Origin of the sequence: Pseudomonas sp. FH1 (assembly GCF_000510895.2) — a bacterium.
Taxonomy (GTDB): domain Bacteria; phylum Pseudomonadota; class Gammaproteobacteria; order Pseudomonadales; family Pseudomonadaceae; genus Aquipseudomonas; species Aquipseudomonas azotoformans_A.
On sequence record NZ_AOHM01000021.1, the window covers coordinates 1 to 20,677 of the forward strand.

The following is a 20,677-nucleotide window of genomic DNA, read 5'->3' on the forward strand; positions in this document are numbered from 1 at the left end:
GGGGGCTTGCCTTGGGCAGGGCTGCAGCTTAGGTTGATGACATTGGGGAACAGGCTGCGTCTCTCAGCAAGAAACTGCCCAGCGGCATTGAGGTGTTAATTGTCTCTCCGCGCGTGAGAGCCCAGCAAACCGCGCAAATTCTTAACGGTGAGTTGAATCTTGAGCTATTAACAATGGGCGAATTTCGCGAGCGTGACGTCGGTGTGTTCGAAGGGCTGACACAGGCTGAGGCAAAAGCAATGCACCCGCAGCTCTGGGCGCAGAACATAACGCGCCAATGGGCGGTTGGGCCAACGGGCGGTGAGTCGATTGCAGATGTGGTTGCCCGTGTACATCAAGGTTTGGTGGAACTGGCAGCGCTTTATCCTGAGCGTGTTGTACTGCTGGTCGCGCATGGATTTGTGGCGAAGGTGATTCGCGCTCTAGCCAGAGGAGACTTTTCGGACTTCTTTAACTGGCAGCTTTCGAATGGAGAGATGCTGGTTTTGGACGATTTCAACGTCATGGCGTTTCCAGTGACTGCCCCAATTTAATTGCTACGTACAACTCTGTGGCGAGCGGGCTTGCCCGCGTTGGGCTGCGCAGCGGCCCCAAAACCTGCCCACGCGTTCTGTCTGACTTATCGCGGCCGCCTTGTTGAGGCTGCTGCACAACCCAACGCAGGGCAAGCCTGCTCGCCACCCGTCATTCCATACAGGTTTTGGGCGTGATGCGGACCGTTTCAGCCCCGCCCATTTCACCACTCAGCGCAGGTTCTTTATGGGTCGTGAACGCCAGCGGGTAGGGGCCGCTTTTGGCCAGCGCGGCATTCACCTGGGCCCTGAAGCTTTCCTCGCTTTTGGCATAGAAAATCCACTGCACCTGCTGCCCACCCGTCACCGTGCACAGCCACTTCGCCAGCCCTTGTTCCTGCACGGACGGCACGATCAGGCTGCGCATCTGTTCCATCCGGGAGAGGTCTCGGGGCGCTGGCCTGAGGGTTTTGGAGGTGTACTTCCAGGTGATTCTGATCTTGTAGGGCAGTGCCCGGCGTTCAGCTGCCGTGACAGAGTCTGTACCCTGGTAAAGCATGGGGTTGGGTGTGTCTGGAAAGTCGGCGTCTTGGTAGTCGTCAGGGCCAGGCTCGGCCAATGCTTGCTGGCGAGGGTTGGGGTTGGCATCGTCCAGCAGGAGCCTGAGGGCTTCCGCTCGGTCCGCCGCTCGATCATTCACACACTGGTCAAACGCTACGCTGTGCACCGGGCCTTCATCCAGGCAAGGGTTGCGCTCGACCACGGGTGCAGCAGGGTGCCCTGCGCAGCCTGCGGTCAGTACGCTTGCCAGCACCAGCCATGTGAGCGAGTGCTTGTTACTTTGCTTGTCTTTCAATGTTCATCCCTAAACGCTTGAGCCTGCCCTGTGACGGCGGATGCTGGCTAATTAATGGCGCCGATTGTGCCAGACGTCTTCGCCGCAGACCACTGCCTACCCACCTTCAACCTTTCACAAAACCTTCATCCAACCGACCCCCTCCAGTCATGTGCAAGTAATAGCACTGACACCTCCCGCGCCTACTGTCGTTTGAACTCAAACGCAGCCACCCCGTGGCTGTTCAAACAAGACAGAGAAGCCCATGAATCACGCTATCCATGTCGATCACTTGAACAAGACCTTTGCGAAGAAATCCGCGTTGGTCGACCTCGAACTCACCATTGCCCCAGGTGAGATGGTCGCGCTGATTGGCGCTTCCGGTTCTGGCAAGTCCACCTTGTTGCGCCACTTGGCGGGCCTGGCCTGTTGCGACAAGAGCAATGGCGGCAGCGTCAAGGTGCTGGGCCGGGAAGTGCAGGCCAGTGGGCGCTTGAATGGCAAGGTGCGGCGGCTGCGCGCAGACATCGGCTACATCTTCCAGCAGTTCAACCTGGTCAACCGCCTGAGCGTGCTCGACAACGTGCTGCTCGGTTGCCTGGGCCGCATGCCGCGCTGGCGCGGCAACCTCGGCTTGTTCAATGCCGAAGAGAAGGCGTTTGCCCTGGAGTCCCTGGCGCGCGTTGGCCTGGCTGACTTGGCCGCGCAGCGGGCTTCGACCTTGTCCGGCGGCCAGCAGCAGCGTGTGGCGATCGCCCGTGCGCTGACCCAGCGCGCCGAGGTGATCCTGGCCGATGAGCCTATCGCCTCGCTTGACCCGGAGTCGGCACGCAAGGTCATGGAGATCCTCGCCGACATCAACCGCCGCGACGGCAAGACCGTGGTGGTGACCCTGCATCAAGTCGATTACGCCATGCGTTATTGCCCGCGTGCCGTGGCCCTCAAAGGTGGCCGTATTCATTTCGACGGTCAGGGCAGCGAGATGAGCAGCCACTTCCTCAATGATTTGTACGGTGCCGACGTCGACACCAGCCTGATGTTTTCCGACCAGTCCCGCCAAACCTCCGTCACCCCTCGGCTGGCCCTGGCGCGCGCTTGAAACCTTACTCACGACCCACAGGAATCCTTTCCATGTTGAACCGTATCGGTCACGTCTTTCTGTCTGCGGTGTTGCTGGCCAGTGTGGCGTTGGGCAATGCCCATGCCGCCGACAAGGCGATCAACTTCGGCATCATGTCCACCGAGTCTTCGCAGAACCTCAAGAGCATCTGGCAGCCGTTCCTGGATGACATGCACAAGAAGACCGGCCTGACCATCAACGCCACCTTCGCCTCCGACTACGCCGGGCTGATCCAGGGCATGCGCTTCAACAAGGTCGACGTGGCCTGGCTCGGCAACAAGGCCGCGATGGAAGCGGTGGACCGCTCCAACGGCGAGATCTTCGCCCAGACCGCCGCCGCCAACGGTGCCGCCGGTTACTGGAGCGTGCTGATCGTGCGCAAGGACAGCCCGATCAACAACGTTGAAGACATGCTCAAGAACGCCAAGAACCTGACCTTTGGCAACGGTGACCCGAACTCCACCTCGGGCTACCTGGTGCCGGGTTACTACGTGTTTGCCAAGAACAATGTGGATGCCGCCACGGCGTTCAAGCGCACGCTCAACTCCAGCCATGAAGTGAACGCCTTGAGCGTCGCCAAAGGGCAGTTGGACGTCGCCACTTTCAACACCGAAAGCTGGGAGCGCCTGGAAGTCACCCAGCCGGACAAGGCCGCCATGCTCAAGGTGATCTGGAAATCACCGCTGATCCCGGCCGACCCGATGGTGTGGAGCAAGGCCTTGAGCGACAGCGAGAAAACCAAGATCCGCGACTTCTTCGCCCACTACGGTGACACCGATGAAGAGAAGGCCGTGCTGAAGAACATGCAGCTGGGCAAGTTCCTTGCCTCCAGCGACGACCAACTGTTGCCGATCCGCCAGTTGGAGCTGTTCAAGCAGCGCACCACGATCAGCGCGGACGACAAGCTGGAAGCGGCGGATAAGGCCAAGAAACTCGCCGATATCGATGCTGACCTGGCCAAGTTGCAACAGCGCATCACCGAACTCGACAAAAAAACCGCAGCTAACGGCTAACCCCCTGTAGGAGCCGGGTTTATGTGGGAGCGGGCTTGCTCGCGAAAGCGGTGAATCAGTCGCCGGATGCATTGAATGACACACCGCATTCGCGAGCAAGTCGAATCGTCGCACCGCCGCTCCCACAGAGATCCAGTTCCCACCGCTATTGAGAGTGACCCATGACAACCTTGCACGCTGAAGCCGTCGGCAAACGCACTTGGCCGCAATACCTCGGCTGGGGCCTGTTCCTGGTCCTGCTGGCCTGGGCCTGGCACGGCGCCGAGATGAACCCGCTGGCGCTGTACCGCGATTCCGGAAACATGGCGACCTTCGCCGCCGACTTCTTCCCGCCGGACTTCCACGAATGGCGCTCCTACCTCAAGGAGATGATCGTCACCGTGCAGATCGCCCTGTGGGGCACGGTGTTGGCGATTGTCTGCTCGGTGCCGCTGGGCATTCTCTGCGCCGACAACATCACCCCCTGGTGGATCCACCAACCGCTGCGCCGGGTGATGGACGCCTTCCGTTCCATCAATGAAATGGTGTTCGCGATGTTGTTCGTGGTCGCCGTCGGCCTCGGTCCCTTCGCTGGCGTTTTGGCCCTGTGGATCAGCACCACCGGCGTCCTCGCCAAGCTGTTTGCCGAGGCCGTCGAAGCCATCGACCCAGGCCCGGTGGAAGGCGTGCGTGCCACTGGCGCGAGTGCCTTGCAGGAAGTGATCTACGGCGTGATCCCCCAGGTGATGCCGCTGTGGGTGAGCTACGCGCTGTACCGCTTCGAAGCCAATGTGCGCTCGGCCACGGTGGTCGGCATGGTCGGCGCGGGCGGGATCGGCGTGATCCTTTGGGAAAACATCCGCGCCTTTCAGTTTGTACAAACCTGCGCGGTGCTGCTGGTGATCATCGTGGTGGTGAGCTGTATCGATGTGTTGTCCCAACGCCTGCGCAAGCAGTTCATCTGACGTCGGAGGGGTGCCCGCGCGGCGCTTTTTTTAAGCATGCAGTTGTCTAGACAAGATGAGCCGGTGTACCGCGAACTCGCGGATATCCTGCGCCGTGAATTGAGCAGCTACAGCGCCGGCGACTTCCTGCCTGGCGAGGTGCACATGGCCGAGCGTTTTGGCGTCAACCGCCACACGCTGCGCCGCGCCATCGACGAGCTGGTATTCGAAGGCAGCCTGTTGCGCCGCCAGGGCAAGGGCACCCAGGTACTTGATCGCCCCTTGATCTACCCGATGGGCGCCGAGACCTCCTACAGCCAGTCGCTGTCGGCCCAAGGCGTGGGCGTGGAAGCGGTGCTGCTCAAGCGCCGTTACTGCTACGCCAGCCGCGATGAGGCGCAGCACTTGGGCATTGCCGAAATGGCGCCGATGATCGAGCTGCAGACCCTGCGCAAGCTCGACCACCAGCCCGTCAGCCTGATCCGCCATCGCTACTGCGCCAGCCGTGCGCCGTTGCTGGCTGACTACACCGGCGGTTCGCTGCGTCAGTACCTGCGCGAACGCGACCTGCCGCTGACGCGCACCCAAAGCCTGATCGGTGCGCGTTTGCCCAACCGTGATGAAGCCGCGCTGCTGATGATGCCTCGGCACTTGCCGGCCCTCACCGTATTCACCCTTTCCCGCGATCGCGACGGCCGCCCGGTGGAGCTGGCGCAGTCCACCAGCCGTTCCGATCGCTTCCAGTACCAAGTGGTGACCTGATGGAGACCCTGATGAATCTGTCCCCGCGTCAGCATTGGATTGGTGTGCTCGCCCGCGCCCAACTCAGTGAACTGCAACCTCACGAAGCCGCGTTGAAAGACGCGGCATACCAACTGATCCGCGCCCCGGAAATCGGCATGACCCTGGTGCGCGGCCGCATGGGCGGCAATGGCGCGCCGTTCAACGTCGGCGAAATGAGTGTGACCCGCTGCGTGGTGCGCCTGGCCGATGGTCGCACCGGCTACAGCTACCTGGCCGGGCGCGATAAGGCCCACGCCGAATTGGCGGCCCTGGCCGATGCCCACTTGCAAGGCACGCAGCCAAGTCTTTGGCTCAGCGATTTGATCACCGCGCTGGCCAATACACAGACCGCTCGACGCGCGCAAAAAGAAGCCGACACCGCCGCGACCAAGGTCGAGTTCTTCACGTTGGTTCGAGGAGAAAACTGATGAATGCGCAACTGTTGCAACCGGCGTTTGTCGACCCGGTCCTGGACGCCCAGCGCGGTTTTCGTGCCGCCCTAAAAACCTTGGCCGAACCCGGTTTGATCCAGCACCTGCCCTGCGCGCCGCGCCTCGATGGCCTGGCGCCCGCCACCTATGCCCTGTGCCTGGCGATGCTGGATGGGGACACGCCGCTGTGGCTGGCGCCGAGCTTCGACACGCCGCTGATCCGCGCCAACCTGGCGTTCCACTGTGGTTGCCCGTTGACGGCGAACCGTGAAGACGCGGTGTTCGCCTTGCTCGGTGAGCAAGACCTGCTCGACCTCAGTGGTTTCAACCACGGCAATGATCGCTATCCCGACCAGTCCTGCACCCTGCTTGTACAGCTCACCGACCTGGAATCCGGTCGCGGCCTGCTCTGGCGCGGCCCCGGCATCAAGGCCCCGCGCCAGGTTCAGGTGCCCGTGCCGCAAGCCTTCTGGCTGGAGCGCCAGCGTCGCGAAGCCTTCCCCCGTGGCCTGGATGTATTGTTTGCCGCCGGCCACCACCTGATCGGCCTGCCGCGCAGCAGCCGTGTCGCAGAGGAGCGTGCCTGATGTACGTAGCCGTCAAAGGTGGCGAACAGGCCATCGACAATGCCCACCGCCTGCTGGCGAAAAAACGCCGGGGCGATACCGCGATTCCTGAACTGAGCGTGAGGCAAATCCGCGAGCAACTGCCCCTGGCTGTGGCACGGGTGATGACCGAAGGTTCGCTGTTCGACGAAGAACTCGCCGCGCTGGCGATCAAGCAAGCGGCGGGGGACCTGGTGGAAGCGATCTTCCTGCTGCGCGCCTACCGCACCACGCTGCCGCGCTTCAGCCCGAGCTTGCCGATCGACACTGCGCAGATGTCGTTGAGCCGGCGCCTGTCCGCCACGTTCAAGGACGTGCCCGGCGGCCAGTTGCTTGGCCCGACTTTCGATTACACCCACCGGCTGCTGGATTTTTCGCTGCTGGCCGAAGGTGAATACCCCGGCCCGCAGACTACGCCGGATGCGCGCATCGAAGCCTGCCCACGGGTGCTCGGCCTGCTCGCCAAAGAAGGCCTGATCAAGACCGAAACCGACGACAACGCCAGCGTCGCCGATATCACCCGCGACCCGCTGGAATACCCGGCCAGCCGCGCCGAACGCCTGCAAGCCCTGGCCCGTGGCGATGAAGGTTTCCTGTTGGCGCTGGGCTACTCGACCCAGCGTGGCTACGGCCGTAATCACCCGTTTGCCGGCGAGATCCGCATCGGCGACGTCGAGGTGTGGATCGACCCGCCAGAGCTGGGGTTTCCCATCTGCCTGGGGAGCATCGAAGTGACCGAGTGCGAGATGGTCAACCAGTTCGTCGGCTCAGCCACTGAACTGGCGCAGTTCACGCGCGGCTACGGGTTGGCCTTCGGGCATGCCGAGCGCAAGGCCATGGGCATGGCGCTGGTGGACCGTTCGCTGCGCGCGGGGGAATACAACGAAGAGATCGTCTCGCCGGCCCAGCGTGAAGAATTCGTACTGGCCCACTGCGACAACGTCGAGGCGGCCGGTTTTGTCTCGCACCTCAAATTACCGCACTACGTGGACTTCCAGTCCGAACTGGAACTGATCCGCAAACTGCGCCAACCGGCCGAGGGCCCGAGCCATGAATGACGCCGCCTACAACTTCGCTTACCTCGACGAACAGACCAAACGCATGATCCGCCGCGCCTTGCTCAAGGCCGTGGCGATCCCCGGTTACCAAGTGCCGTTCGGTGGCCGCGAAATGCCGTTGCCTTACGGCTGGGGCACCGGCGGCATGCAATTGACCGCCGCGATCCTCGGCGCGGAGGACGTGCTCAAAGTCATCGACCAGGGCGCCGACGACACCACCAACGCCGTGTCGATCCGCCGCTTTTTTGCGCGCACCGCAGGCGTCGCCACCACCGAAGCCACGCCGGACGCGACGGTGATCCAGACCCGCCACCGCATCCCGGAAACCCCGCTGCAGGCCGATCAGATCATGGTCTACCAGGTGCCGATTCCCGAGCCGCTGCGCTTTATCGAACCGTCCGAAACCGAGACCCGCACCATGCACGCCCTGAATGATTACGGGGTGATGCACGTGAAGCTTTACGAAGACATCGCCACCTTCGGCCATATCGCCACCAGCTACGCCTACCCGGTGATGGTCGACGAGCGCTACGTGATGGATCCGTCGCCGATCCCCAAATTCGACAACCCGAAACTCGACATGAGCCCGGCGCTGATGCTGTTCGGCGCCGGTCGCGAGAAGCGCCTGTACGCGGTGCCGCCCTACACCCAGGTCACCAGCCTGGACTTTGAAGACCACCCCTTCGAAGTACAGAAGTGGGAACACAACTGCGCCATCTGCGGCAGCCATGAATCGTTCCTCGATGAGCTGATTCTCGACGATGCGGGCACCCAGAGTTTTGTCTGTTCCGACACCTGGTATTGCGCGCAACGCGTCAAGGAGAACAACCAGTGAGCCAGCCGTTATTGCAAGTGCGTGACCTCTCCCTGTTGTACGGCCCGGAGAAGGGCTGCCAAGGCGTGAGTTTCGATCTTTACCCCGGTGAAGTGCTGGGCATCGTTGGTGAGTCCGGCTCGGGTAAATCCACCTTGCTCTCGCTGTTGAGCGGGCGCCTGCCGCCGCAAGCGGGGAGCATCGGCTACCGCAGCAAGGACGGCGAATGGCTGGATTTGTACAGCGCCAGCGAAGCCGAGCGCCGCACCTTGCTGCGTACCGAGTGGGGCTTTGTCGAGCAGAACCCCCGCGACGGTTTGCGCATGGGCGTGTCGGCCGGTGCCAATATCGGCGAGCGCCTGATGGCCCAGGGCGTGCGCAATTACGAGCAGCTGCGCGGTGCCGGTCTCGATTGGCTGAGCCAGGTGGAAATCGACCCGCAGCGCATTGATGACTTGCCGCGCACCTTTTCCGGCGGCATGCAGCAGCGCCTGCAAATCGCCCGCAACCTCGTCTCCAGCCCGCGGCTTGTGTTCATGGACGAACCCACCGGCGGCCTCGACGTGTCGGTGCAAGCGCGCCTGCTCGACCTGCTGCGCGGCTTGGTGCGTGAGCTGGATCTGGCGGTGGTGATCGTCACCCACGACCTGGCCGTCGCGCGCCTGTTGGCCGACCGCCTGATGGTGATGCGTCGCTCCCGTGTGGTGGAAACCGGGCTCACCGACCAGATCCTCGACGATCCACAGCACCCTTACTCTCAACTGCTGGTGTCTTCGGTATTGCAGCCATGACAAATGCCTTGATCGAGGTCCGTGACCTCTCGAAAACCTTCACCCTGCATCAGCAACACGGCGTGGTGCTCAACGTGCTGCGTGGCGTCGAGTTCAGTGTGCAGGGCGGTGAATGCCTGGTGCTGCACGGCCAGTCCGGCGCCGGTAAAAGCACCTTGTTGCGCACCTTGTACGGTAACTATTTGCCGGCGGGTGGCAGCATTCGTGTGCAGCATGCGGGCGCGTGGCTGGAGTTGGTCGGCGCCGAGCCGCGTGACATCTTGCAGGTGCGTCAGCAAACCCTCGGGTACGTCAGCCAATTCCTGCGGGTAATCCCCCGCGTGGCATGCCTGGACGTGGTGATGGAGCCGGCGTTGGCCCGTGGCTGGTCCAAGGCCAATGCGCAGTCGCGTGCCGAACACCTGCTGACCCGCTTGAATATCCCGCAACGCCTGTGGCAGTTGGCGCCCGGCACCTTCTCCGGCGGTGAGCAACAGCGCGTCAACATCGCCCGCGGCTTCATGGTGGACTGGCCGGTGATGCTGCTGGATGAGCCCACCGCGTCCCTGGACGACAACAACCGCCAGGTGGTGCTGGAGCTGATGAACGAAGTCAAGGCCGCCGGCGCGGCGCTGATCGGCATCTTCCACGACCGCGCCGCTCGTGAAGCGGTTGCCGACCGCCATTTCGACATGACCCCCACGCCTGTTGCCCAAGAGGAATACGCAAATGCCCGCTGAACAGATCCTCAGTAATGCCCAGATTGTCACGGCTGATCGCATGTTCCTGGGCTCGGTGGTGCTGCGCGACGGCAAGATCGTCGACCTCGCTGAAGGGCGCAGCCAGTTGCCCCAGGCTCAGGACCTGGGCGGTGATTTCCTGTTGCCGGGCCTGGTGGAGCTGCACACCGACAATTTGGAAAAACACATGACCCCGCGCCCCGGCGTGGACTGGCCGTCGACCTCGGCCGTGCTCAGCCACGATGCGCAGATCATCGCGGCGGGTATCACCACGGTGTTCGACGCGGTGTCCATCGGCGACGTGAACCCCAAGGGCAACCGCATGAAAAAGCTGCCGGCGATGCTTGATGCCATCGCCCAGGCAGAAGGTGCCGGCCTGACCCGCGCCGAGCACCACCTGCACCTGCGCTGCGAGTTGTGCCACCCGGACACCCTCAGCGTGTTCCGCGACCTGGTGGAAAACCCGCTGGTGCAACTGGTGTCGGTGATGGACCATTCGCCGGGCCAGCGCCAGTTCGTGCTTGAATCCAAGTACCGTGAGTACTACATGGGCAAGTACCACCTGAACGACGAAACCATGGACGCGTTCATCGTGTTGCAAAAGGCCAACTCCCTGGCGTACAGCGACCGTTATCGCGCCGCCATCGTCGAGCATTGCCTGGCGCGCGGACTGTCCGTCGCCAGCCACGACGATGCGACGCTGGCCCACGTGCAAGAGTCGGCAGGCTACGGCATGACCATCGCCGAATTCCCCACCACCCTGGAAGCGGCGAAGGGCTGCCAGGCGCTGGACATGAAAGTGTTGATGGGCGCGCCGAACGTGGTGCGCGGTGGGTCGCACTCGGGTAATGTGGCCGCCGCCGGCCTGGCGGCCGAGGGATTGCTGGATATACTTTCCAGCGACTATTACCCGGCCAGCCTGTTGCAGGCGGCCTTTGTGCTGGCCGACCAGCAGGACGGCGGCGACCTGTCGCGAGCGGTCAAGATGATCAGCCTGGCGCCGGCAAAAGCCGCGGGCCTCAGCGATCGCGGCGAAATCGCCATTGGCCTGCGCGCGGACCTGGTCCAGGCCCGCAGCCGCGAAGGGCTGCCGGTGGTGCAACAAGTATGGCGACAAGCGAAGAGGGTGTTTTGATGGCAGGCAGGTTGATCTATCTCATCGGGCCGTCCGGCTCGGGCAAGGACAGCCTGCTGGATGCCGCACGCCCACGGTTGGCCGAGCGCGGTTGCCGTATCGTGCGCCGCGTTATCACCCGCTCGGCGGAAGCAGTGGGCGAGGCGGCGCAAGGGGTCAGCCCGGAGCAGTTCGCCGCGCTGCAGGCGGAGGGCGCCTTTGCCCTCAGCTGGCAGGCGAATGGCTTGTCCTATGGCATTCCCAAGGAGATCGACGCGTGGCTGGCGGCGGGTGACGACGTGCTGGTCAACGGCTCCCGCGCGCACTTGGCACAGACCCGCGCGCGTTATCCGACGTCGCTGGTGTTGCTGTTGACGGTGGACCAGGCGGTGTTGCGCCAGCGTTTGATCGCACGCGGGCGTGAGGCATTGGCGGATATCGAGGAGCGCCTGGCACGCAATACGCGGTTCACCGCTGAGTTGATCGCGGGGCATGGGGCGGGGTTGTTCGTGCTGGACAACTCCGGGCCGCTGGAACATACGGTCGAGCGCCTGCTGTGCTGCCTCGACCACGGGCACTCGGCATGCGCCTGACGCTGCTCGGCACCGGTGACGCGCGGCAAGTCCCGGTGTACGGCTGCGAATGCCCCGCGTGCGGTCTGGCGCGCAGCGACGCAAGCCTGCGCCGCCGCCCGTGCAGCGCGCTGATCGAATGCGGCGACCAACGCTGGCTGATCGACAGCGGTTTGCCCGACCTCACCGAGCGCTTCCCGCCGCGCAGCTTCAACGGGATTTTCCAGACCCACTATCACGCTGATCATGCCCAGGGTTTGCTGCACCTGCGCTGGGGGCAGGGGCTGGTGATTCCGGTGCACGGCCCGGCGGATCCGGAGGGCTTGTCCGATCTGTACAAGCATCCGGGCATTCTCGATTTCAGCCAGCCTTTTGCCGAGTTTGAAACACGCCAATTTGGCGAGTTGAGCGTCACGGCGTTGCCGTTGCAGCATTCCAAACTGACCCTGGGTTACCTGCTGGAAGGCGAAGGACGGCGCATTGCCTACCTCACCGACACGGTCGGCCTGCCGCCTGCGACCCTGGCTTGGCTGCAACGTGAACCCCTGGACGTGCTGGTACTGGATTGCTCCATGCCGCCGCAGCCGCAAGCACCGCGCAATCACAATGACCTGACGTTGGCGTTGCAGAGTATCGAGGAAACTGGCGCGCAACTGGGGGTGTTGACCCATGTGGGGCATACGTTGGATGCGTGGTTGCTGGAGCATCGGCGTGAGTTGCCACGGCATGTCACGGTCGGCTGGGATGGCCGGATTATCTGAACGCCTACGGTTGCACAGAACGCTACTTCCTCAATAACCCTTCAACGTATTCGATAAATGCCTTGGCCTTGGCACTCGGCATTCGCCCCGTCGGCAATATCGCCCACAGGTCCTTTGGAGGAAGTTCCCAATCGGTCAATACGGGCTTCACCTCACCCCTGGCCAATTCCGGCGAGAACATCCATTCGGACGTCATCGCCAGGCCGTGGTGGGCGAGCACACCTGCGCGCAAACCTTCGGAAGAGGTGACGCGCAAGCGTCCTTGAGCGGCGATGGTGTGTTCGTGAAGGCCTTGTTTGAAGGGCCAGAGCGGGCTTTCCCCGAGGCTGTAGATCACGGCCTGGTGGTTGAGGATATCCGCCGGGCTCTGTGGCTCGCCGAAACGTTCGAAGTAGGCCGGCGTACCGAATACCCTGCACGGACTTTGGCCAAGCCGGCGAGCAGTGAGGCCAGAATCACTCAGGTTGCCGATACGCAGGGCGACGTCGATGCCGTCTTCAACCAGGTTCAGGAGTCGGTCGTCGAGCAACACGTCGATGTTCAGGCCTGGATGTTGGTCCAGGAAGGGGCCCAGGTTAGGAATGATCCGCATGCGGGAGAACGTCACGCCGGCGCTGACCCGCAGGTTGCCCGTCAATCCGGCGCTGGCGCCACGGGCGGCCTCGTCGGCTGCATTGGCTTCATCGATAGCCCGCTTGGCCCGTTCGAAGTACACCAAGCCCGCCTCGGTGGGGGTCAGGCCCCGTGTGGAGCGCATCACCAGCCGCACGGCAAGGCGCGCCTCCAGTTGCGCAATGCTCTTGGACACGGCGGGCTGGCCGATGCCCAGGCGTTTGGCAGCTGCGGAGAACGACCCGGTTTCGACGACGTGGACGAAGGTTTCCATGGCGGTGAGGCGGTCCATCGGTGGCTCCTGTCGGGCTTGGCGGCGTTCAAGCCTAAGGCGATGACCCGGATGTGTCATGCGTTTCCAGTGTCGAGCGGGTGGGGTTTCAATATCCAGTAAAACAGCCGTCAGTCAGACCTGCGTATTTTGTGCTTGAGTAAAGGTAACTCTGGGGTTATTTTTATTCAGGCCAAGCCAAGGAGGCTCGGGTGCAAAGCAGGTTATTGATCAAGGAACTGCAAGAGGCGGGCTGGGTGCTGGATCGGGTCACGGGCAGTCATCATATTTTTACCCACCGCTATAGCCCGTACACCATCCCTGTGCCGCATCCCAAGAAGGACCTGCCGCTGGGCACCGTCAGAAGCATCAGGAAACGCGCCGGCTTGTTTCAGTTTTAAGGAGAACGTTCATGCAATACCCAATCTGTATCGAATGGGGCGATGACTTCACCGCCACCGGTATCCAGATCCCCGATATCCCAGGTGCGGTCACCGCCGGGGACAGTTTTGAAGAGGCCTACAACGCCGCAGTGGAAATCGCGCACATCATGCTGCAAGAGATTGCCGCAGAAGGCGGCCCGATTCCGATGCCGACGTCGGTAGCCAACCATCACGCGCACGAAGACTACGCCGGCATGGGTTGGGGGATGTTGGAGCTGGACATCACGCCCTACCTGGGCAAGACCGAGAAGGTCAACGTGACTTTGCCTGGTTACGTCATCCAGCGCATCGACCGGTATGTGCGTGAACACAAGGTCAAGAGCCGCTCTTCCTTCCTGGCGGACGCTGCGCTGGAGAAGCTGGTGCGGTCCTGAGGAAGGGTTAAGGGGTGTGTCCTAGTCGGTGGGAAAACAGCGTACTTGAGCGGGCAGTTTTTTTTTAGATTCTGTTTTTCTGTTGCCAAAACAACGCGATGCCGCCCGGGCCTTTGTGTTGTCGAGTGTTTAAATTGCAAAGGAATTCTTGGCTGTATCGCCCAGTGTTTCAGGGCGTTCGGGTGTTTCGGCTGGTATTAACTTTACGGTGGTGTCGGATTTTTCAGCGTGCGAGTTTCCCTCTGGACCCGTTGGCTAACAATCAGTTGGCCGACTCTCTTTATTGAAACCAAAGGCGTCGCACAATGAATACTTATGACCTTCGCAGTAGGAGTCCTCTGAATAACCTGCCGGTATCGGACCCCGGCCCATTTGGCGTGGGGGCTGGCAACAAGCCCTCTTACACGACGGACCAGGCAGCCAGCCAACTCACGCGAGAAAACCTGCGCTTTCATGACCGCAACGGCGATTCGAAAGTCGATGTGAATTACACGGTGGATGGCAGTTTCACCCAGCAGCAGCAACGACGTGTTCGCCAGGCTGTGCAGTCCTGGCAGGATGTGGCCAATATCAACTTTCGCGAGCAGGCGGGCGGGGCGGACGGCACACTCAACATTCGCAACAACCCAGGCAGTGACCGTGGGGTGGCCACCTTCCCTGGCCGTTTCACTACCCAGACAACGGCCACGATTGGCACCCGAGGAGAAAGTGGGGCACCGGCATTGGGCAGTCACTTTTCGGTGACGGCTATCCATGAGGTCGGCCACGCCATCGGCCTGCATCATCCGGGGAACTACAACGGGCTTGGTTTTGATTACCAGAACGGCGCGGTCTACGCCGAAGACACCAAAGCGCGTACGGTGATGAGTTATTGGTCGGAGCAGAATCAGAAGGGGCATGACTTCAAGGGGCAGAATCCCTCCGCGCCGATGATGGACGATATCGCGGCAGCTCAACGCCTCTACGGCGCCAATCATGAGACCCGCAAAACCGATACCACCTATGGCTTCAACTCCAATACCGAGCGCGAGGCGATGAGCCTCAAAAGCGCTGCGGACAAACCTGTCTTCTGTGTCTGGGACGGTGGTGGTGTCGACACGATGGATTTCTCCGGGTTTTCCCAGGACCAGAACATCAACCTGAACGCCGAGTCGTTTTCTGATGTGGGCGAGTTGAAGGGCAATGTGTCCATTGCCAAGGGTTGCACGATTGAAAATGCGATTGGCGGCTCGGGGCGAGACAACATCTCGGGAAATGAGGCGGCAAACCGGATCAAGGGCGGCGGGAAGGGCGACTCCCTGAGAGGCGGTGGCGGCGCCGACACCTTTGTCTACGACAAGGCCAGCGATTCCACGCCGACCGACCCGGACATGATCGAGGACTTCACCAGCGGTACGGATAAGGTCGACGTGTCGGGCGCCTTGAAGGAGGCGGGTGTGCGAGCATTGGTGTTCACCGATCGGTTCAGTGGTCGCGCCGGGGAGGCGGTGATCAAGCATGATCCGAGTACGGGCCTCTCAAGCCTGGCGATTGACCTGAAGGGAACGGGTAAGCCGGACCTGTTGCTCAAGAGCAAGGGCGAAATCAAGCCAACGGATGTGCTGTGGGAGGGGCAAGCGCCGGAGGTTCAGCCTGCACCTGTCCCTAAACCTACACCAGCACCTGCTCCCACTCCGGCGCCGCGTCCTCCGGTCCCGACACCCGCTCCCGCGCCTTTGACGGATAAGACACAGGAGCAAGCTGCCGGCTTGATTCAGATGTTCGCAATCACCCTGCTGGCCTTTTTCTCACAATTGCTGAGCCTGCTGACATCGCCTGCCGGCCAAGCATCCGCGGAGAAAAAACAGTCTTGAACCTCTCCTCAAGCAGTGGCGACCGTAGCCGGGCGTGAAGCACTCAGGAAACGCAGCAGCGCGATCAAGGGGAACGCGCTGCCCACCAGCATCACACCCAGCCAGCCGCCGTGCTCATACACGCTGCTGGCAATCGCCGAACCGAAGGCACCGCCGATGAAGATGCTGGTCATGTACAGCGCGTTCAGGCGGCTGCGGCTGTTGGCGTCGAGGGCGTAGATGGCGCGTTGGCCCAGCACCATGTTCATCTGCACGCAGAAGTCCAGGACCACGCCGGTCACCGCCAGGCCGATCACGCTGTACAACGGGTGCACGAAGGCTGGCAGGAAGCTCAACGCGGCAAACAGCATGGCCAGCAACGACGCGCGGTGAGTGTGACCGGCATCGGCCAGGCGACCGGCGATGGGCGCGGCAATGGCACCCAGGGCGCCGACCAGAGCGAACAGCGCGATCTCGCTTTGGCTCAAGCCGTGGTTACGCGCCAGCTCCAGTGGTGCGGCGGTCCAGAACAGGCTGAAGGTAGCGAACATGCAACCCTGATAAAACGCCCGCTGGCGCAGCACCGGCTGCTCACGCAACAAGGTGCCGAGGGAGCGCAGCAACTGCCCATAGGTGGCACTGTGATCAGGCTGGCGCTTGGGGATGGTGATCAGCAACACCACGCTGATGAATACCATCAACGCCGCCGCCGCCATGAACATCGCGCGCCAGCCGAAGTGGTCCGCCACCACGCTGGACACGGGGCGTGCCAGCAGGATGCCGAGCAACAGGCCGCCCATGATGCTGCCGACCACGCGGCCACGGGACTCGGCGGGTGCCAGGTGCGCGGCCAGCGGAATCAGGATCTGCACCGACACCGAACTGAAGCCGATCAGCAGCGACACCAGCAGAAACAGATTCGGCTGCTCGGTAAACGCCGCACCCAACAGACTGGCGATGGCCAGTACGGTGGTGGCGATCATCAGCTTGCGGTTTTCCAGCAGGTCACCCAGCGGCACCAGGAAAAACAGGCCCAGGGCGTAGCCGATCTGCGTCAAGGAGACGATCAGGCTGGCCATGGCGGGCGTGAGGCCGATATCCGGCGCGATCAGCTCGATGATCGGTTGGGCATAGTAGATGTTGGCAACGATGGCGCCGCAGCAAAACGCAAACAGCATCACCATGCTCCGGGTCATGGTGGTTGTAGCGTGGGACGTAGCGTTCATGGTGTTCTCATAAATGCGAAGGAAAGTGGGGCGAGCCTAAAGACAACACCGTAGCCCGGGTAGGCCGCTGGCAGTGATAACACTCATGCCCGGTAATGATGAGTGAATCGTTAACTTTCTGCGCGAAGGGTAATGATACATTCAGAAACAACTGCCGAAACAGGAAATCCCATGAAGATCACGTTGAACAAGATGCTCCTGGCTTCCACCCTGGCCGCCGCGATGGCCGTAGGCCTGGCCCAGGCTGCCGAAGCGCCGCGGGTGGGCGTGCGCGGGGCCATTACCGCGATGGAAGGCGATGCGATGCACGTCAAGGTCAACAGCGGCGAAGACGTCATCGTGCACCTGACCCCAAGCACTCAGGTGCGCGCGGTCACTCTGGCCAAGATCGATGAGATCAAGCCGGGCAGCTACATTGGCTCCGCCGCCATGCCCAACGCCGATGGCACCTTGACCGCACTGGAAGTGCACGTCTTCCCACCGGCCATGGCCGGCACGGGCGATGGGCATCGCGCGTTTGACTTAAAAGAAGGCAGCAGCATGACCAACGGCACCGTCGGCGACTTGGTCGTCAGCAAAGGGCGTACGTTAACCGTGAAGTACAAAGGCGGCGAACAGAAGATCGTGGTGCCTGAGGATGTGCCGATCGTCAACCTGGAACCGGGGGATCGCAGTTTGCTCAAGGCGGGGGTGAAGGTGGTGTTGTTTGCAGCGCAGGGGGCGGATGGGACCATTACCGCGCAGGCCATCTCAGCCGGCAAAGATGGCGTGACACCGCCAATGTAACTGCCAGACACAAAGCCCAATGTGGGAGCAGGCTTGTTGTGGTGAGCGGGCTTGCCCCGCGCTGGGCTGCGAAGCAGCCCCACTCACTGCAACCAGCCCGCTCACACATTTGTTACTGCGTTTCGCCGGTTATTGGCCGGAGTAAATCTGGTCAAACACCCCACCATCATTGAAGTGAGTCTTCTGCACGGTGCGCCAGTCACCAAAGGTCTTCTCTACCGACAGGAAGTCGACTTTCGGGAAGCGGTCGGTGTACTTGGCCAGCACTTTCGGGTCACGTGGACGCAGGTAGTTGTTGGCCGCAATTTCCTGGCCTTCTGGCGACCACAGGTACTTCAGGTAGTCTTCGGCCGCTACACGCGTGCCTTTCTTCTCGACCACTTTGTCGACCACCGACACCGGCGGCTCGGCTTCGGCGGAAACGCTTGGGTAGATCACTTCGAACTGATCACGGCCGAACTCACGGGCGATCATTTCCGCTTCGTTCTCGAAGGTCACCAGCACGTCGCCGATCTGGTTGGTCATGAAGGTGGTGGTCGCCGCACGGCCGCCGGTATCCAGCACCGGCGCCTGCTTGAACAGTTTGCCGACAAAGGCCTTGGCCTTGTTTTCGTCGCCGCCGTTCTTCAGCACATAACCCCAGGCCGACAGGTAGGTGTAGCGGCCGTTACCCGAGGTTTTCGGGTTGGGCACGATCACCTGCACGCCGTCTTTCAACAGGTCCGGCCAGTCCTTCAGGGCTTTCGGGTTGCCTTTGCGCACGATGAATACGGTGGCGGAGGTGAACGGCGCGCTGTTGTTCGGCAGGCGGGTGACCCAGTTGTCCGGCACCAGTTTGCCGTTGTCGACCAACGCGTTGATGTCGGTGGCCATGTTCATGGTGATCACGTCAGCCGGCAGACCGTCGATCACCGAGCGCGCTTGTTTGCTGGAACCGCCGAAGGACATCTGCAGGGTCAGCTTGTCGTTCGGGTGCTCGGCTTCCCAGTGCTTCTGGAAGGCGGCGTTGTAGTCCTTGTAGAAATCGCGCATCACGTCGTAGGAGACGTTGAGCAGTGTGACGGGGGCAGCCTGGACGGCGCCCGCCAGGGCAAGGCCGGCGGCCAGGAGAGAGGCGCTAACGAGTTTTTTCACTGCTCATTCCTTGTTGTTCGAGAAGGTAGTCGATTGAGTAGGGGCAATATGCCAGCGACTATAGCTGCCGGCGCATAGACGTTTAAAGATTAAAACGTACTTTGCTTATTCCAGTTTACGGAAAAGGTTACTCCCGCACCGCGAGCAGAAGGCGGCATTCGGTTCATGGCTATTCTTCTTGCAGACCGGGCAGTCGGTTTGCAGCTGTTCACCGCGCATGGCACTCGCCAGTTCAGCGGTGAAAATTCCGGTGGGCACGGCAATGATCGAATAACCGGTGATCATCACTAAAGACGAAATCACCTGGCCCAGCGGCGTCTTCGGCACGATGTCGCCAAAGCCCACGGTAGTCAGGGTCACGATGGCCCAGTAGATGCCTTTCGGAATGCTGGTAAAGCCGTGCTCCGGGCCTTCGATCACGTACATCAAGGTGCCGAACACCGTGACCAGCGTGCACACGCTGACCAGGAACACCACGATCTTCTGCTTGCTGCCCCGCAACGCCGCCATCAGGTAGTTGGCCTGCTTGAGGTACGGGCTGAGCTTGAGCACGCGGAAGATCCGCAACATCCGAATGATGCGGATGATCAACAGGTACTGCGCGTCGCTGTAATACAACGCGAGGATGCCGGGCACGATGGCCAGCAAGTCCACCAACCCATAAAAACTGAAGGCGTAGCGCAACGGCTTGGGCGAGCAATACAGCCGCAACCCGTACTCGATCAGGAAGACGAGGGTGAAGCCCCACTCGATATAGGCGAGCACATCGGCATAGTTCTGGTGAATCTGGTCGATGCTGTCGAGCATCACGATCACCAGGCTGGCCAGGATGATCAGCAGCAGGATGCCGTCAAAGCGCCGTCCTGCGGTGGTGTCACTCTGGAAAATCATGACGTAGAGCCGCTGGCGCCAGTCGTTGTTGCTGTCCATAAATCCCGCCTGAAACTGATATCGAGCAAGCCTAGGGGGATTCGAAGGGGCTGTCCATGCAGGGTTTGCGCAGCACTCGAACACCCGCACGCACCAGCCAACAGGCGAGGATGAACGGCGCGGTCAGCGCAGGCAGGTGCAGGGCGGCAAAGCCGGGCGTGAGGACGACTGCCAGCAGGATGCCGAGCAGCGGCAGCCAGGGCTGGCGACGTACCTGGCTCAACGCCACGGCAGCCAGCGCCGGGTTGTAGCTGTGCAGGCCGAGGAGGGCGCTGGCGGGTTCGTCCAGCCACAGCGCAATCAGCACGCCGACACTGGCGCCGATCAAGGCCCAAGTGGCGGCGCGACGGTTGGCGAGCCACAGGCCCAGCGCAATCAGCGCGCCTGATACGGGCTGATCCAGCAACATGATTTGCGCGAGGCCGGTAAAAGGCGCAGTGAGGATAGCCAACGTGTCGGGTTCGCTCAGAGCAAAGGTACTCTCTGGCACGGTGCCCAGCAGCAACCAACCCAGCCCGACAAAAGGCGCGGTGTAGGCCGGCAGGTCATTGGGCTGGCTGGCGTGTTTCAACCATTGCCGCGTCAGGATCGCACTCAAGCCGCCGCACGCCAGGATCAGCGGCGGCAGCAAGGCCGACCAGGCGAAGTGCTGGCTGATCAACAAACCCAACAACACGCCGTTATAGCTATACAGCCCGGCCTGGCGCTCGGTCTTGGGATAACCGCGACGCTGGGCTGTGAGCAATCCCGCCACGCCGCCCAACAGCGCGCCGCCGAGCAAGGTCGGCGCGCCGATCAGGATCGCCAGCAGGCACAGCAGGCCGCACAGCGGTTGGCGTTGCAGGAAGATCTGACTGAAGCCGTTGAGCAGGGCTTCAGCCCAGTCGGGGCAGGTGGGGTTGTGCATGGATTGACTATCTAAGGATGGACATAAAACCTGTGGCGAGGGAGCTTGCTCCCGTTGGGCCGCGCAGCGGCCCTAAGAGATGGGACTGCTGCGCAGTCCAGCGGGAGCAAG

At 61.9% G+C, this 20,677-nt stretch carries 24 protein-coding genes; 18 read left to right on the forward strand and 6 right to left on the reverse strand.

Annotated elements, in window-relative coordinates; all coding sequences use genetic code 11:
- Positions 1 to 41: 41 nt before the first annotated feature.
- Entirely contained in the window at positions 42 to 533 is a 492-nt protein-coding gene (locus H096_RS08050; protein WP_082461482.1) for a histidine phosphatase family protein, read from the forward strand.
- A gap of 151 nt (positions 534 to 684) precedes the next feature.
- On the opposite strand, the gene H096_RS08055 is transcribed toward H096_RS08050, so the two are convergent.
- Positions 685 to 1,368, reverse strand: coding sequence for a DUF695 domain-containing protein (locus H096_RS08055; RefSeq protein ID WP_241495488.1), 684 nt, complete (start codon positions 1,366 to 1,368; stop codon positions 685 to 687).
- A 244-nt stretch (positions 1,369 to 1,612) separates the two neighbouring features.
- Between H096_RS08055 and phnC the strand changes: the two genes are divergently transcribed.
- The 13 genes from phnC (at position 1,613) to phnP (ending at position 12,051) form a co-directional block, all read left to right on the forward strand.
- Complete coding sequence (gene phnC, locus H096_RS08060) at positions 1,613 to 2,446, forward strand: phosphonate ABC transporter ATP-binding protein (protein ID WP_033897600.1); 834 nt, start codon at positions 1,613 to 1,615, stop codon at positions 2,444 to 2,446.
- Between the two features lie 32 nt (positions 2,447 to 2,478).
- A complete protein-coding gene (gene phnD, locus H096_RS08065) occupies positions 2,479 to 3,480 on the forward strand; it encodes a phosphonate ABC transporter substrate-binding protein (RefSeq protein WP_033897601.1) in 1,002 nt (333 codons plus the stop codon).
- 161 nt (positions 3,481 to 3,641) lie between these two features.
- Positions 3,642 to 4,424 carry a phosphonate ABC transporter, permease protein PhnE gene (gene phnE, locus H096_RS08070; RefSeq protein ID WP_033897602.1) on the forward strand — a complete coding sequence of 261 codons (783 nt, stop codon included), beginning with the start codon at positions 3,642 to 3,644 and terminating at the stop codon, positions 4,422 to 4,424.
- A 36-nt stretch (positions 4,425 to 4,460) separates the two neighbouring features.
- Positions 4,461 to 5,165, forward strand: a complete 705-nt coding sequence (gene phnF / locus H096_RS08075) for a phosphonate metabolism transcriptional regulator PhnF (RefSeq protein ID WP_167351257.1) — start codon at positions 4,461 to 4,463, stop codon at positions 5,163 to 5,165.
- A gap of 11 nt (positions 5,166 to 5,176) precedes the next feature.
- Complete coding sequence (gene phnG, locus H096_RS08080; RefSeq protein WP_033897603.1) at positions 5,177 to 5,614, forward strand: phosphonate C-P lyase system protein PhnG; 438 nt, start codon at positions 5,177 to 5,179, stop codon at positions 5,612 to 5,614.
- The gene (gene phnH, locus H096_RS08085; RefSeq protein WP_033897604.1) at positions 5,614 to 6,204 is read left to right on the forward strand and encodes a phosphonate C-P lyase system protein PhnH; all 591 of its coding nucleotides are present in this window, start codon (positions 5,614 to 5,616) and stop codon (positions 6,202 to 6,204) included. Before phnG ends, phnH begins: the two co-directional genes overlap by 1 nt.
- Entirely contained in the window at positions 6,204 to 7,280 is a 1,077-nt protein-coding gene (locus H096_RS08090) for a carbon-phosphorus lyase complex subunit PhnI (protein WP_033897605.1), read from the forward strand. Before phnH ends, H096_RS08090 begins: the two co-directional genes overlap by 1 nt.
- Positions 7,273 to 8,115 carry an alpha-D-ribose 1-methylphosphonate 5-phosphate C-P-lyase PhnJ gene (locus H096_RS08095; RefSeq protein ID WP_033897606.1) on the forward strand — a complete coding sequence of 281 codons (843 nt, stop codon included), beginning with the start codon at positions 7,273 to 7,275 and terminating at the stop codon, positions 8,113 to 8,115. The genes H096_RS08090 and H096_RS08095 overlap by 8 nt, the downstream gene beginning before the upstream one ends.
- The gene (gene phnK / locus H096_RS08100; protein ID WP_161630236.1) at positions 8,076 to 8,885 is read left to right on the forward strand and encodes a phosphonate C-P lyase system protein PhnK; all 810 of its coding nucleotides are present in this window, start codon (positions 8,076 to 8,078) and stop codon (positions 8,883 to 8,885) included. Before H096_RS08095 ends, phnK begins: the two co-directional genes overlap by 40 nt.
- Entirely contained in the window at positions 8,882 to 9,604 is a 723-nt protein-coding gene (phnL, locus tag H096_RS08105; RefSeq protein ID WP_033897608.1) for a phosphonate C-P lyase system protein PhnL, read from the forward strand. The genes phnK and phnL overlap by 4 nt, the downstream gene beginning before the upstream one ends.
- On the forward strand, positions 9,594 to 10,739 hold the full coding sequence (locus H096_RS08110) for an alpha-D-ribose 1-methylphosphonate 5-triphosphate diphosphatase (protein WP_033897609.1): 1,146 nt from the start codon (positions 9,594 to 9,596) through the stop codon (positions 10,737 to 10,739). Before phnL ends, H096_RS08110 begins: the two co-directional genes overlap by 11 nt.
- Positions 10,739 to 11,311, forward strand: coding sequence for a phosphonate metabolism protein/1,5-bisphosphokinase (PRPP-forming) PhnN (gene phnN / locus H096_RS08115; RefSeq protein WP_033897610.1), 573 nt, complete (start codon positions 10,739 to 10,741; stop codon positions 11,309 to 11,311). The genes H096_RS08110 and phnN overlap by 1 nt, the downstream gene beginning before the upstream one ends.
- Positions 11,302 to 12,051, forward strand: a complete 750-nt coding sequence (phnP, locus tag H096_RS08120; protein WP_033897611.1) for a phosphonate metabolism protein PhnP — start codon at positions 11,302 to 11,304, stop codon at positions 12,049 to 12,051. Before phnN ends, phnP begins: the two co-directional genes overlap by 10 nt.
- 22 nt (positions 12,052 to 12,073) lie before the next feature.
- On the opposite strand, the gene H096_RS08125 is transcribed toward phnP, so the two are convergent.
- Positions 12,074 to 12,955 (reverse strand): LysR family transcriptional regulator, encoded by an 882-nt coding sequence (locus H096_RS08125; protein ID WP_033897612.1) that lies wholly within the window; start codon positions 12,953 to 12,955, stop codon positions 12,074 to 12,076.
- A gap of 191 nt (positions 12,956 to 13,146) precedes the next feature.
- Here H096_RS08125 and H096_RS08130 point away from each other — a divergent pair, with 191 nt between their 5' ends.
- The 3 genes from H096_RS08130 (at position 13,147) to H096_RS08140 (ending at position 15,604) form a co-directional block, all read left to right on the forward strand.
- Positions 13,147 to 13,335: a type II toxin-antitoxin system HicA family toxin gene (locus H096_RS08130; RefSeq protein WP_016978508.1), complete on the forward strand. Its 189-nt coding sequence runs from the start codon at positions 13,147 to 13,149 to the stop codon at positions 13,333 to 13,335.
- 11 nt (positions 13,336 to 13,346) lie between these two features.
- Entirely contained in the window at positions 13,347 to 13,751 is a 405-nt protein-coding gene (locus tag H096_RS08135; RefSeq protein WP_033897613.1) for a type II toxin-antitoxin system HicB family antitoxin, read from the forward strand.
- A 305-nt stretch (positions 13,752 to 14,056) separates the two neighbouring features.
- Positions 14,057 to 15,604, forward strand: a complete 1,548-nt coding sequence (locus H096_RS08140) for a M10 family metallopeptidase C-terminal domain-containing protein (protein ID WP_033897614.1) — start codon at positions 14,057 to 14,059, stop codon at positions 15,602 to 15,604.
- A gap of 8 nt (positions 15,605 to 15,612) precedes the next feature.
- Here the strand turns inward: H096_RS08140 and H096_RS08145 are convergent, their stop codons facing one another.
- Positions 15,613 to 16,809 carry an MFS transporter gene (locus H096_RS08145; RefSeq protein WP_033897615.1) on the reverse strand — a complete coding sequence of 399 codons (1,197 nt, stop codon included), beginning with the start codon at positions 16,807 to 16,809 and terminating at the stop codon, positions 15,613 to 15,615.
- Positions 16,810 to 16,980: 171 nt separating this feature from the next.
- On the opposite strand from H096_RS08145, the gene H096_RS08150 reads away from it, so the two are divergent.
- On the forward strand, positions 16,981 to 17,595 hold the full coding sequence (locus H096_RS08150) for a DUF5666 domain-containing protein (RefSeq protein ID WP_033897616.1): 615 nt from the start codon (positions 16,981 to 16,983) through the stop codon (positions 17,593 to 17,595).
- A gap of 129 nt (positions 17,596 to 17,724) precedes the next feature.
- Here the strand turns inward: H096_RS08150 and H096_RS08155 are convergent, their stop codons facing one another.
- The 3 genes from H096_RS08155 to H096_RS08165 all read right to left on the reverse strand — a co-directional run bounded on the left by H096_RS08155 (position 17,725) and on the right by H096_RS08165 (position 20,566).
- Complete coding sequence (locus H096_RS08155; RefSeq protein WP_033897617.1) at positions 17,725 to 18,729, reverse strand: sulfate ABC transporter substrate-binding protein; 1,005 nt, start codon at positions 18,727 to 18,729, stop codon at positions 17,725 to 17,727.
- 105 nt (positions 18,730 to 18,834) lie between these two features.
- On the reverse strand, positions 18,835 to 19,659 hold the full coding sequence (locus H096_RS08160) for an ion transporter (protein WP_033897618.1): 825 nt from the start codon (positions 19,657 to 19,659) through the stop codon (positions 18,835 to 18,837).
- Between the two features lie 31 nt (positions 19,660 to 19,690).
- Positions 19,691 to 20,566, reverse strand: coding sequence for an urea transporter (locus H096_RS08165; protein WP_033897619.1), 876 nt, complete (start codon positions 20,564 to 20,566; stop codon positions 19,691 to 19,693).
- Between the last annotated feature and the right edge of the window lie 111 nt (positions 20,567 to 20,677).